This is a genomic window from Mycobacterium sp. FW102-FHT13B02, assembly GCF_058790275.1.
On record NZ_JBYTCM010000003.1, the window covers coordinates 422,547 to 434,803 of the forward strand.

Genomic DNA, 12,257 nt, shown 5'->3' on the forward strand with positions numbered 1-12,257 from the left:
GCAGGCGTGCTGCGACCCGTCGCCGCCGTGTTTACGACCTGAGCACGGCGAAGGCCGGTCCCCACAATCTGGAACTCGTATGCAAGGAACCCGTTGATGGACCGCTCGCAATCAGTCGATGCACGGCCTCGTGTCGCCGACACGTCAGCAGACGCCGCCCTCCGCGAAATCGAGGATCGCGTGTTGTGGCTGTCGACGTCGATCATCCACCACGCCAACCGTGTTCGGCCCAATCCGACCGGCCTGAAGGTGGGAGGCCATCAGGCGTCGTGCGCCTCCATGACCTCGATCATGACGTCGCTGTGGTTCGAACAGCTTCAACCAGGCGATCGGGTGTCGGTGAAGCCGCACGCCTCGCCCGTGCTGCACAGCATCAATTATCTGCTGGGCGAACTCGATCAGAAGTACCTGACTACTCTGCGCGAGTTCGGTGGTCTGCAGTCCTACCCCAGCCGATTGAAAGACCCTGATCCCGTTGATTATTCGACAGGCTCGGTGGGGATCGGGGCGACCGCGCCGATATGGGGAACGATCGCCCGCCGCTACGTCGATACGCAGATCGGCGCCGCGGGAAAAGGTCGCCAGTACTCACTGGTGGGCGACGCCGAACTCGACGAGGGGGCGGTCTGGGAAGCCATCCTGGACAACTCCGTCGCCGAGCTCGGCGAGATCGTCTGGATCGTCGACCTCAACCGCCAATCACTCGACCGCGTCGTGCCGAACATCGCTGCCGGACGGCTGGAGGCAATGTTCTCGGCCGCTGGATGGCAAGTGATCAATGTGAAGTTCGGCGCCCAGCTGGAGACTTTGTTCGGTCATAGCGGCGGGGCCGCGCTGTGCACCCGCATCCTCGAGATGCCCAACCCCGAGTACCAGCGTCTATTACGCTGCACAGCCGAAGAACTGCGGGAGAGGTTGCCCGGCAACGGAATAGCGGCCGACCAGATCTCGATGCTGATCCGCGACCTGGATGAGAACACGTTGTTGGCCGCGATCCGCAATCTGGGCGGCCACGACCTCGGCGCACTGCGCGCCGCCTACGCCCAAATCGATGACACCCGTCCGACGGTGATCATCGCCTACACCATCAAAGGTCACCGACTGCCCACCCAGGGCCATCCCCAGAATCATTCGTCACTACTCACCATCGAGCAGTACGAGCAGTTCGCCACGGAACTCGGTATGGACCCGAGCAGACCGTGGCAGCGTTTCGACACCGATAGTGCGTCCGGAGCACTCTGTGCCACGACTGCCGAGAGGCTGCGGCGCGAGCCGGTGACACTGTCGCCTCCGCCAGCCGTGCCCGTTGACACTGGTCGCACTCCCTCGGGCACATCGTCGACCCAGGCGGCTCTGGGCCGAGTGCTGCTCGACCTGAGCCGTCAAGCGCCCGACGCGGCCAAGCGTGTAGTGACCGTGAGCCCTGACGTCAGCTCAACGACCAACCTGGCCGGTTGGCTCAACAAGGTTGGCGTGTGGTCTCCCAATGAACGTCGGAACTGGTTCGACGACGACCCCGAGACGATCATGCACTGGCGGGAGAGACCGACCGGACAGCACATGGAACTCGGTATCGCCGAGACCAATCTTGTCGGCCTGATCGGTGAGCTCGGCGCGACGTGGAGCCGGTGGGGCGAACCCCTCTTTCCGATCGGTGTGGTCTACGACCCATTCGTGGAACGTGCCCTGGAGCCGTGGTCCTACGGCATTTACGCAGGCGGACAATCGATTCTGGTCGGCACCCCCTCAGGTGTGTCACTCGCGGCCGAGGGCGGCGCACATCAGTCCATCAAGACACCGTCAATCGGCCTTGAGCAACCTGGTTGCATCAGTTACGAACCGGCATTTGCCATCGATGTCGAGTGGACGTTGCTGTCATGCATCGGTCAGTTGGGCCGGCCGGACGGCTCGTCGTCGTATGTGCGACTTTCCACGCGGCCCGTGGACCAGACTTTGGCATCGGTTCCCGACGATGCCGCCGCCCGAGAGCGCCGGAGAAAACAAGTGGTCGCCGGTGCGTACATCCTGCGACGAGCCGGTGGCACACCGCAGGTCACTGTGGTCGCAATGGGAGCGATGATCACCGAATCCCTGCGGGCGGCCGACCGGCTCGCCGAGGAGGGAATCGATACCGACGTCATCTGCGTGACCAGCCCCGGCCTGCTGTTCGACGCACTACGAGCTCGCCGCGGGCTCTCCGAGAGCCCCAGCTGGATCCTCGACCAGGTCTTCCCGGCCGAGCGAGCGGCCCCTATGGTGACCGTGCTCGACGGGCACCCACATACGTTGGCGTTTCTCACCGGCATCAACAATGTGGCGGGAGCCGCTCTGGGAGTGAGCCGATTCGGACAGGTCGGCTCGCTCGACGATGTCTACCGGTATCACGGCATCGACACCGACAGCATCGTCAGCACAGCACTCGACCTGGCCGAACGGAGCGTGAAATGAACTCCGCCACAGGCATTACCAACGTGGAACTGCCCGCCCTCGGCGAAGCGGTCACCGAGGCCACCATCACCCGGTGGCTCAAAGCAGTAGGCGATGAAGTCCAGCACGACGAACCCCTGCTCGAGGTCGCCACCGACAAGGTCGATACCGAAGTCTGCTCCCCCGCAGCCGGGATACTGGCTCAGATCATCGAACCGCAGGACTCCGTGGTCGGGATCGGCGCGGTCATCGCGGTGATCGGCGCTGCCGACGCAGCGCCCACCGAGGAGACAGCCAGTGAGCCAGAGAGCGTTCCCAAGGTCGTCGAACCGGAACCGGAACTTGAACCGGTTGAATCACCGTCGGAGCGGGTCGAGAAGCTCTCGCGGATCCGGCGCACAATTGCTCAGCGCATGCTGACATCACTGCAGACATCGGCGCAGTTGACGACCGTGGTCGAAGTCGACCTGACCAATGTCGCGCTGGTGCGCAACCGCAACAAAGCCGAATTCCAGGCCCGGACCGGCCAGAAGCTGTCCTACCTGCCGTTCGTTGTGGGCGCTGCCGTGGAAGGCCTTGCGGCACATCCGGTGATCAACTCTTCATTGAACACCGACTGCACCGAGGTCACCTATCACAGTGCCGTCCATCTAGGTGTTGCGGTAGATAGTGACAAGGGTCTGATGGTGCCGGTGATCCGTGACGCCGAGTCAATGACGTTGGCCGGCTTGGCAGAAGCCATCGCGGCTGCGGCCCTGGCGGTGCGATCGGGGACGGTGCGGCCTGACGATCTGTCGGGAGGAACTTTCACGATCACCAACACCGGAAGCCGCGGCGCACTGTTCGACACCCCGATCATCAATCAACCCCAGTCGGCCATCCTGGGCGTCGGGACGGTGGTCGAACGGCTGGTCCCTCGGCGCGATGAACTCGGCAACCTCGTGGTGAAGACCAGTTCAATGGCCTACCTGTCGTTGTCCTACGACCATCGGATCATCGACGGCGCAGACGCCGCACGTTATCTCGGCACCGTGCGCCTGCGGCTGGAGCGCGGCTTCGACGACGCGGAACTTCGATGATCAAGCAACCCCCAAAGTCGAAGCGACCGGTGCCACGACCGACAAACGTCAACTCGCACAAGCTCATTGAATACGGTCGCATGCTCTCGTTCGTGGCTCAGTGGGGACCGTTCGATCACGGCGACGAGTACATATTGCCGGAGTTCGGCATAGCACCGTCAACCTTCTATCATCGAGTGCTGGCGCTCGTTCAGGAAGCCCCGCCTCAGCCGATGCGCGAATCCGAGCGACAACGTGTGATCGCGCTCTGTTCGACGAAACTCGCCGCCCTCGGCCTTTCCGATCAAACTCGTGCCGCCAATCACCCGCCGAGCTCTTGACCGCGGAGACCGCATGCCCTCTCGGACGTGAAGCCGCATGGTGCTGAACACGATCGACCGCACCGGGAAGGTGCTCGACCTCTTCACGACTGAGACACCAGAGTGGGGTGTGACGGCGGTAGCCGCGAGCCTGCAACTGCCAAAGTCGACGACATTCGACATCATGTCCAGTCTCGCGGCTATTGGTCTGTTGCAGCAGACTTCAGGCGACCGCTATCGACTCGGCTGGCGCGTTCTGCTCATCAGTCGTCGGCTCATGCGTTCCAGCTGTTTCAACGCCCATACAACTCGCCATGTGGCAGCGCTCGCCCACCAGCTCTCAGCTGTGGTGACCGTCGGCGCTTGGGATGGCCAAGGCGTTGTCTGTATCACCAACGCATCGGCGGACCCGACGGAACCGATTCTCACTCACGGAGTTCACATCTCCGGTCACACGTCGGCACTCGGCAAACTGCTCATGGCGCAGCTACCGTGGCCTACGGTAGAAGAACTCATCGACCGACACGGATTACCAAGGCTCACGGAGAACTCAGTCGTTGATGTGAATATCCTTCATGCGCAGCTCATCTCCGCCCGGCGCGACGACGTCGCGACAGAGCACGGTGAAACCATCCCGGACCATTCTTGCGTCGCCGTAGGCATCCACCAACGTGACCACCGGGCCATGGCGGCGTTATCCATCAGCGCACCAACGGAACGCCTTCTGAACCGCAGAGAAGAGTACATTCGCATCGCCAGGCGGACAGCGCGTAGCCTTGTCCAGAACGCGGTTCCGCCGCACTGAAGCGCAAAGTCGGCTGACCAATCCCGATGCGCGAGTGAGCCGCAAGACCGCTTGTCAGCAAGGCATAGTGGCTCTCGCGGCACACGGTTTAGCGGTGTGGGTCGGCCGAGCGAAGGAGGTTGCCAGCTCCTTCGGCGCCGTTGACCGCGTCACCGTGGCCGACGGTAGATCGTCGCCAAGCGCCACGCTGGTTCCGGCGACGTCAGTTCCATGAGTGAAGAACATCGCGCCCATTCCTACCGCTGCCGCCACACCCATCGCCGCTGACAGCGTCCTGAGGCTTTCAGTGACGCGTCCAATAGTGTTGGCTCCCAAGATGTTCTCCCATCGAACGTGACGGCCCACCGAAATACCAGAAGGCCGATAGCAGTGATGGAAGCCACACTGCCTGCAAAACGTGATGCACGTCATTGCCTGTCCGACTATTTCGGATGAGCCTCTTCTCCGCGTAGACGGGGAGCGGCCAGCCGGATTCCTCTGCGCCCCAATATGTCTGACCACCAGCGTCGACCCAGTGCGATGCCCGCGCAACAGCGAGCTCAGGGACCGGTAGAACCATGAATCGATCCGCGCGTACGGCACCGATCGTCTCCGCCGTGACCTCCGCTGCGCTGATTCCGCTGCCGGACTTGATGATCGACTGTGCGCCGATCCGGCGCGACAGGCCTGGGGAGTTCGACGGCCGGTGCCCGGCCGATTCCTGATCTACCGCCGGTGACGACAGCAACCCTGTTCTCGATCTGCGTTCTGATCCCGTCCCCGCCGGTTTGATGTGACCGCAGTGGCGATGCCGATTTAGCGGGGCAGCACGGTGACGGGAATCTCGCCGGACTGGTATCGCTGCCGCATCAGCTTCTTGTCGTACTTGCCGACACCGGTGCGCGCGATAGAGCCGACCACGGCCCACCGCTCAGGCAGCCACCATCGCTGTACGCGCTCCGCAAGCCAAGCCTTCAAATCTTCGACCCTCGCGGCAGAGTCGGGGCGCAACGTCACCAATGCGAGTGGCCGCTCATCCCAACGGGTGTCAGGTACGCCGATCACGGCGGCTTCGACCACATCGGGATGGCCGGCCAGAGTGGTTTCAAGGTGCACGGAGCTGATCCATTCACCGCCGGACTTGATGACGTCTTTGGCTCGGTCGGTGAGCGTCAGGTATCCGTCTGCGCTGATGTGTCCGATGTCGCCCGTGTGGAGCCAGAGTTGGCCGTCCGAGTCGGCGGAGAAGCTCTCGGCGTCGATGCCGCCGTGGTAGCCGCCAGTGATCCAGGGGCCACGCACGTGCACTTCGCCAACCGATCGGCCGTCGCGGGGCAGAACAGTGCCGGTCTCGTCGACGATGCGTCCTTTGGCGCCGAACAGGAATCGGCCCGTGCTGTTGAGCTTTCGCTGCTGATCGGTCGTGGCCGCATTGCCTGGGACGTCGGCGATCGTCACGATGGGACTGGTTTCGGTCATGCCCCACGCTTGGACCAGCGGAACCGCGAACTCATCGCGATACGCGGTGACAAGGGACGCCGGCACCGCGGCGCCGCCACACAGCACTCGACGCAACGAGTCGATTCGATGGCCGGGATTGTCGCGCAGCCACAGCAACATGTCGTTGAAAACCGTAGGGACACCGCCAGATACAGTGGCGCCGTGTTTGGCGATCATGTCGACGAGCGTGTCGGGTTTGAGGTGGCGGTCCGGCAGTATCAGTGTTGCGCCGGCCATCAGCGACGCATACGGAATGCCCCACGCATTGACGTGAAACATCGGGACTACGGGGAGCACCCGGTCACGGGAGGAGATTCCCGCAACGTTGGCCGTGCAGACGGCAAGGGCGTGCAGATAGACCGATCGATGACTGTAGACCACGCCTTTGGGATCCCCGGTGGTTCCGCTGGTGTAGCACATCGCCGCTGCGCTGTGTTCGTCGAGCGCTGGCCATGCGAACGTGGTCGGTTGGCTGTTCACGAGTTGCTCATAAGCGATCACGTCGGGTACCAGAGCTGATACCTCGGCCAGCTGAGCGTCGGTCGGGTCCCCGGCGATTACCAGCGCCGCCAGCTCCGGCATCAGCGGCAACGCTGGGAGCAACGTGTCGAGCAAACTGGCATCGACGATGATGATCTTGTCCCCGGCATGGGAGGCGATATAGCCGAGCTGCTCAGGCGTGAGCCGAATATTGAGTGTGTGCAGGATCGCGCCAGAACAGGGCGCGGCGAGATATGCCTCGAGGTGCCGCTGGTTGTTCCACATGAAGGTCGCAACCCGGTCACCGGCTTCGATTCCAAGGCCAGCCAATCCGTTGGCCAGTTGAGCTGCGCGCGTGGCAATCTCAGAGAATGTGGCGGCTTGTACGGCGGTGTTGGCACCTGCATAGGTGAGGACCTCTGAATCACCGAAGGTGCCGTCGATTCCGTCTAGGATCGCGGTGAGCGTCAGCGGTACGTTCTGCATGGTGGCATGGATGTCCATGGCTGCGGTCTCTCCGATTGTCTATCGCGCTCAAGAAGCGTGAGGTGTCAGGGCAGCGGCGGAGAGCCTGCACGGCTCCGAGGTCGCAGCGGGCCCAGAGACGATCAGCTCGCATACGGGCTCCAGCTGTGCATGTTGCACGTAGTCGGCCAAAGTCACTGTCGTGAAACCAAGCTCGATCAGCATCGCGGTGATGCAACCTGCGACCAACTCTGGCTGCGGCACCGAGAACCTCGGCGCTGAGGTGATAGGTGGCCGCACGTACACGATGACTCCGCCGTGTGCGGCGATGCGCTCGTGACACCTCTCAATTTCGACTCTGCATTCGCAGCCAGAGGCGAGAAGTGCGTCACCATGGACACATTCCGTGATGACATACACGGGTGGATCGACATCAGGTACGGAGGCGCCGATGAAAACCGTATGCCGAGCGCCCGTCAGCTGGTCTTCAAAGTCGACTGCTCTGAGCGCCCGGCCTGCCAGCTGGTCCAGTCGGTTCTGAACCAGAGTGACCCGTTTGCGGCGTCCATCACCGTGGACAAGGCGGTGGTGCACGACGCTGTCGATGTGCACCACCGGCAAGCGATGGTTCTGGGCGAACACACTGACTGCGGGTTCCCGCAGTAGTTCGCCGTCCTCCCCCAGGAGGGCAGCGGTCAGTCCTACAGGTGGAAGCCCCGCTATGTCACAAAGATCCACCGTCGCCTCTGCGCTCCCCCGGCGCTTGAGCACTCCGCAGCCTGAAACCCGCACTGGGAGAACATGACCGGGCCGCACCAGATCACTTGGCCGGGAGCTGCCGCTTGCCAGAACGCGCGCAGTGCGGGCGCGGTCGGTCGCGCTGATGCCGGTACCGATACCGGATGCGGCGTCTACCGCGACCGCAAACGTGGGAGCTTCCACACTTGAGTCATCGTCACGGGCCATGGTCGGCAGATCCAGTTCGTCTGCTCGACGCGCGGGCAGCGCCGCACAAATCAGCCCCGAGGTGAACCTCACCAGCCATGCCGTCCAATGCGGCGTGGCATGAGCAGCCGCAATCACTACGTCGGCGACGACCTGGTCATCGGTGCCGTTGACAACCAGAACCGGAGTGCCAGCGCGCAGAGCCGCACCGGCACGCTCGATCGCCAGCCGAGACACACAGCTGTGCGCCGTCATGAGTCATGTCCGACCGCGAACGTTCGAAATCGGCTGTCGTGGAAGAGAAGCGGCGACGCGTCGAGGTCCGCCGCAGCGGCCTTGACTTCGAGAATGACCACATCATGGTCACCTGCGGAAACGGTCGTGGAGATCTCGCAGTCGAGTTGGGCCACCGCGTCCGACAGCAGCACCGCGTCGGATTCGGTGGCGAACCAGGACACTCCGGCAAATCGATCCATATTCTTCGCCGCAATCTGCCGACACGCGGCTTCTTGCCGCGATTCCAGGACGGAGACGCCGAGATGGCGTCCGTCAGCCAGATGCGGCCAGGTGGTCGACGTGTGCTGCACGCAGATCGACACCAACGCCGGATCGATGGATACCGGGGTGAACGAGGTGGCAACAATCCCGACCGGTCGTCCATCACGCAGTGCGCACACCGCCGCGACGCCAGTTGGATAACGACCGTAAAGCCTGCGCAGTTGCGCCCCATCCCGGTCAGAGTTCCCGGTAGAAACGGGATCGAGGGTGGTCATCGCTTGCACTCCGTTCTCGTGGATGTCACGCGCCCCGGGCGCGGGCGTAGTCGGCAATAAGGGAGGTGACCGCGTCGAGGCACGCCTCCCCGATCCGTTGCGAGGCGCCCTCTGGGTCACCCAGAACCCCGTTGGCGGAGACTGCTCCGATTCCGTCTTGAAATGCCCGATCGAGTAGCTGCTGGTCCACCTTGCCGGTGTAACCTCGGGCGAACCGGTCGATGCGGACCTTCTGTGGGTGCAGGGCCAGCATCACCGACGTCTCTGCGATGTCAGCGTGCCCTCCCACGTTGGCGCCCAAAGATGCCACGCTGTCCGCCGCCCGTTGCCACGCGTTCAAGATGGCCTCGGTATCGGAGAAGACGATGACTGTCAGCGGCGCGAGTGCCGCCGTGAGTCGCACCGCGAAGTCACGCATCACGGGATGGTTCCCGATATGCCCGGAGAACATGACAATTCGTTCGAAGCCATCTTTGGCGAGGTGCCGACAGTAGTCTTCGCACACCGATTCCAGCGTGGACGCGCGAAGCGACAGGGTGCCGGTGAATCCGAGGTGGTGCGGTGAGTACCCCACTCGCACGGTCGGCAGAACCAGCGCGCCCCCGAGATGGCGCGCGACCCGCACCGCGAGGTCGTCAGCATGATCGGCATCCATCGACAGCGGTAGATGCCCACCGTGTTGTTCGACCGCTCCCAACGGCAGAACTGCTGTCCGTGCTCCTTCCGAGATCGCCGCGCTGATCTCGGCGCTCGTCATGAACTCGATCCGAACCTCGTCCATCCACCCCACCTACTTCAGATCGCCGCCGGAGAACCGCGCCTGGCGGGCAATCTCCCCCTGCTCACCCGCGTCGTACATCTCATCGACAAGGTCGCGGAAAGACGCGAGGATTGCCGAGCGCCGTATGGTGCCCTTGGAAGTCAACTCGCCGTCCGCGGCCGAGAGCAGCCGTGGCAGGACGCGGAACTTCTTCAATTGCAGCGGCCTTGAGAACTCAGAATTGACTTCATCGATCCATGTGGCAAGCGCGGCATCTCGGTCAGCCGTGGGCATCGCCCGCGCCTGCGCACTCACGCCGACCAGTACGGTCAGATACTTGCGCCCTTCACCGACGACAATCGCCTCATCAATGAGTGGACTGGCCTTGAGTCGGAGTTCGATCGGCTGAGGGCTGACAGTTTTTCCGCCGCTGGTCTTGAGGACATCTTTGATCCTGCCGATGATCCGCACTTCCCCATCGGAGTCCATCTCCACCAGATCGCCTGTGCGATACCAGCCGTGGTCCATCGCGGCGGCCGTCGCCTCAGGGTCGTCGAGGTAACCGCTGAAGAGGCAGGGGCTGCGCAGTTGCAGCTCCCCCTCTCCAGATACGCGCGCCTTCCATCGTGGGTCGGGCATCGTTTTCCCGATTGTTCCGGGCGGCGGGAATGCGCGATCCCACTGGGCAAGGACCGATCCGCACGTCTCTGTCGTTCCGAAGAGCTCACGAAGGTCGAGCCCCCACATCTGCCACAACGCTGTTACCTCGGGGGACATGCTGCCCGAAGCAGTCCAGGCGACCCTGATGCGATCCATGCCAACCTTTGCACGCAGGGGCAGGAACACCCGACGGAGGCACACGTTGTACAGACAGTTGAAATACCAAGGGACATCGTGGTTTCTCCAACGCATCTCACTTACTTTGCGAGCAATCCGCATCGCTATCGCGTACCGCAGTCGGAAGGCGGCGCCAGACCCCGAAAGCTGCTGTAACACCTCGCCGGCCAACTTCTCGTACATCCGCGGTGGCCACAGGACCGCTGTCGGTCGCACGCCGACCAGCGCCTCCAGACGTTGATCCATGGTGCAATAAGTAATGACGAGGCGAGTCATTATTGGGGTGAATACGCCGATCAGCGCGGGTGCAACATGTGAAAGGCCAAGGAATGCAACGAGATCGTGCCTGATCCTCGCGATCTCCGGGTACGACATGGCGAAAGCGAGTACCGAGTACTGCAGGGTGCGGTGCGTGTGGATCACACCTTTCGGCGCACCGGTCGATCCCGACGTGTAGAACAGGGCTGCGGGCTGGTCGATGTCGCCCGCCTCAACCAGTGTCGCAAACAGCTCGGGTTCGATCACCCCACGGGATCGACCGCGATGACGCAGTTCTCCCCAGTGCACGGACCGCACAGATTCCGCTAGGCCCTGCGGTTGTGTGTCGAACCCGATCGTCGTGCGCAGTCGTGGCAGCTCGGCCGATACGGCGGCAACTTTCGCGACGTCTGCCACGTTCTCCGCGAAAACGACTGTGGCCCCGGAACTCTCCAGTGCCAGTTTGACTTCGGCGACCGAACTCGTGGGGTACACGCCCACCGGGACAGCGCCGAGACTGAGTATCGCCAGTGCGGCTACGACCCACTCGTGGCGGGTAGCCGACACGATAGCCACCCGATCGCCCGGCAAGGCACCGAGATCATGCAAGCCGAGTGCTACCTCCCGCACCTGCTGGAGATATTCACGCCATGTGGTCGGACGGCCTACCCCGTTGATCCAGCTGCAATACGCGATCGCGTCGGGTTCACGCTCAGCGCGGTCGCAGAGCATCTGAGCGAAAGTTCGATTCACAGCGTCGAACTCCGTCATCGTGTTCAATACCGGCACCTCCGTACATCCCGTCGACGAGGTCGCTGCCCGTGCGTTTTGCATCTTCATAGTCAGTGCAGTTCCTTGGCCGCGGGAGCCCTTCGGCCACTCCACCGTTGCCGTAACCCTCGTGCGGCCGGGTCGTCGAAATAATCGGCAGCGGCCTTCAGCGTGCGTTGCAGGGATGCGGCATCGCGCACGTCGTCCCCAGCGTTGATGCTGCCCTTCAAGGCACCATAGAGCACCGGAGCCTTCGAGCCGGCGGCGCGCGCCGTTGCGACGGCCGCGGGGATCAGCTCCTCGGGACTGGAAACGAGTTCGTCGATGACGCCGATGTCCAGAGCGTGCTGCGCGTCGAAAAGCTCACCCGACAGGATGATTCGCCGAGTGACGCGCACACCGAGCACCCGGTTGGCTCGTTGGATCCCCTTGTCCGCCGGTAGCAGTCCGTGATTGATCTCCGGAAAGCCGAACCGCGCCGAGTTGACGGCCAACACACTGTCCGAAAAGAGTGCGACCTCCATACCGCCGCCAACACAGTGCCCATTGATCGCGCTGACCACCGGACGCGGGTAGCGATCCATCGCCACGAGTAGGGCGTGGAATTCCCGCATGCGGATCTCGATCTCGCCGGCGAGCGCACCCTCCAGCTCCTTGATGTCGCCTCCAGCGCTGAAGAACCGCTCCCCCTTACCGGTTAGCACGATCGGTGGCGCGTCTGGCCTGGCTCGGAGCTGCTCGAACAGGCTGGCAAGATCGTGGATGAGCTGACGGTTCATCGCATTTGCCGGAGGCCTGTCCAACGCGACCACCAGGACGCCATCATGGTCAGCGGTGTCGAGAGTGGCGGCCTGGTCGGTCGCGAGTGCGCTCATAGGG

11 protein-coding genes are annotated in these 12,257 nt (G+C 63.1%); 5 read left to right on the top strand and 6 right to left on the bottom strand.

The features are described 5' to 3' along the window. The first annotated feature begins 96 nt into the window (after positions 1-96). From AC3WTE_RS07710 to AC3WTE_RS07730, 5 genes are all read left to right on the top strand, one after another. On the top strand, positions 97-2,448 hold the full coding sequence (locus tag AC3WTE_RS07710) for a thiamine pyrophosphate-binding protein (RefSeq protein ID WP_492436749.1): 2,352 nt from the start codon (positions 97-99) through the stop codon (positions 2,446-2,448). Beyond that, entirely contained in the window at positions 2,445-3,506 is a 1,062-nt protein-coding gene (locus tag AC3WTE_RS07715; RefSeq protein WP_492436750.1) for a 2-oxo acid dehydrogenase subunit E2, read from the top strand. The genes AC3WTE_RS07710 and AC3WTE_RS07715 overlap by 4 nt, the downstream gene beginning before the upstream one ends. Continuing rightward, positions 3,503-3,826, top strand: a complete 324-nt coding sequence (locus AC3WTE_RS07720; protein ID WP_492436751.1) for a hypothetical protein — start codon at positions 3,503-3,505, stop codon at positions 3,824-3,826. The genes AC3WTE_RS07715 and AC3WTE_RS07720 overlap by 4 nt, the downstream gene beginning before the upstream one ends. A gap of 37 nt (positions 3,827-3,863) precedes the next feature. Continuing rightward, positions 3,864-4,610, top strand: a complete 747-nt coding sequence (locus tag AC3WTE_RS07725) for an IclR family transcriptional regulator (RefSeq protein ID WP_492436752.1) — start codon at positions 3,864-3,866, stop codon at positions 4,608-4,610. Between the two features lie 557 nt (positions 4,611-5,167). Then, a complete protein-coding gene (locus AC3WTE_RS07730; RefSeq protein ID WP_492436753.1) occupies positions 5,168-5,314 on the top strand; it encodes a hypothetical protein in 147 nt (48 codons plus the stop codon). 91 nt (positions 5,315-5,405) lie between these two features. Here the strand turns inward: AC3WTE_RS07730 and AC3WTE_RS07735 are convergent, their stop codons facing one another. The 6 genes from AC3WTE_RS07735 to AC3WTE_RS07760 are packed head-to-tail and all read right to left on the bottom strand — an operon-like array spanning position 5,406 to position 12,253. Beyond that, positions 5,406-7,055: a long-chain fatty acid--CoA ligase gene (locus AC3WTE_RS07735; RefSeq protein WP_492436843.1), complete on the bottom strand. Its 1,650-nt coding sequence runs from the start codon at positions 7,053-7,055 to the stop codon at positions 5,406-5,408. Between the two features lie 48 nt (positions 7,056-7,103). Continuing rightward, entirely contained in the window at positions 7,104-8,234 is a 1,131-nt protein-coding gene (locus tag AC3WTE_RS07740) for a 3,4-dihydroxy-2-butanone-4-phosphate synthase (RefSeq protein ID WP_492436754.1), read from the bottom strand. Continuing rightward, a complete protein-coding gene (locus AC3WTE_RS07745; RefSeq protein ID WP_492436755.1) occupies positions 8,231-8,752 on the bottom strand; it encodes a flavin reductase family protein in 522 nt (173 codons plus the stop codon). The genes AC3WTE_RS07740 and AC3WTE_RS07745 overlap by 4 nt, the downstream gene beginning before the upstream one ends. 25 nt (positions 8,753-8,777) lie before the next feature. Continuing rightward, positions 8,778-9,533 (bottom strand): creatininase family protein, encoded by a 756-nt coding sequence (locus AC3WTE_RS07750; RefSeq protein ID WP_492436756.1) that lies wholly within the window; start codon positions 9,531-9,533, stop codon positions 8,778-8,780. A gap of 9 nt (positions 9,534-9,542) precedes the next feature. Continuing rightward, a complete protein-coding gene (locus AC3WTE_RS07755) occupies positions 9,543-11,447 on the bottom strand; it encodes an AMP-dependent synthetase/ligase (RefSeq protein WP_492436757.1) in 1,905 nt (634 codons plus the stop codon). 2 nt (positions 11,448-11,449) lie between these two features. Then, a complete protein-coding gene (locus tag AC3WTE_RS07760) occupies positions 11,450-12,253 on the bottom strand; it encodes an enoyl-CoA hydratase/isomerase family protein (protein WP_492436758.1) in 804 nt (267 codons plus the stop codon). Between the last annotated feature and the right edge of the window lie 4 nt (positions 12,254-12,257).

Excerpts from the sequence above, each read along its gene's own strand:
- AC3WTE_RS07710 (WP_492436749.1), top strand. The coding sequence starts at position 97 with ATGGACCGCTCGCAATCAGTCGATGCACGGCCTCGTGTCGCCGACACG.
- AC3WTE_RS07715 (WP_492436750.1), top strand. The coding sequence starts at position 2,445 with ATGAACTCCGCCACAGGCATTACCAACGTGGAACTGCCCGCCCTCGGC.
- AC3WTE_RS07720 (WP_492436751.1), top strand. The coding sequence starts at position 3,503 with ATGATCAAGCAACCCCCAAAGTCGAAGCGACCGGTGCCACGACCGACA.
- AC3WTE_RS07725 (WP_492436752.1), top strand. The coding sequence starts at position 3,864 with ATGGTGCTGAACACGATCGACCGCACCGGGAAGGTGCTCGACCTCTTC.
- AC3WTE_RS07730 (WP_492436753.1), top strand. The coding sequence starts at position 5,168 with ATGAATCGATCCGCGCGTACGGCACCGATCGTCTCCGCCGTGACCTCC.
- AC3WTE_RS07735 (WP_492436843.1), bottom strand. The coding sequence starts at position 7,055 with ATGCAGAACGTACCGCTGACGCTCACCGCGATCCTAGACGGAATCGAC.
- AC3WTE_RS07740 (WP_492436754.1), bottom strand. The coding sequence starts at position 8,234 with ATGACGGCGCACAGCTGTGTGTCTCGGCTGGCGATCGAGCGTGCCGGT.
- AC3WTE_RS07745 (WP_492436755.1), bottom strand. The coding sequence starts at position 8,752 with ATGACCACCCTCGATCCCGTTTCTACCGGGAACTCTGACCGGGATGGG.
- AC3WTE_RS07750 (WP_492436756.1), bottom strand. The coding sequence starts at position 9,533 with ATGGACGAGGTTCGGATCGAGTTCATGACGAGCGCCGAGATCAGCGCG.
- AC3WTE_RS07755 (WP_492436757.1), bottom strand. The coding sequence starts at position 11,447 with ATGAAGATGCAAAACGCACGGGCAGCGACCTCGTCGACGGGATGTACG.
- AC3WTE_RS07760 (WP_492436758.1), bottom strand. The coding sequence starts at position 12,253 with ATGAGCGCACTCGCGACCGACCAGGCCGCCACTCTCGACACCGCTGAC.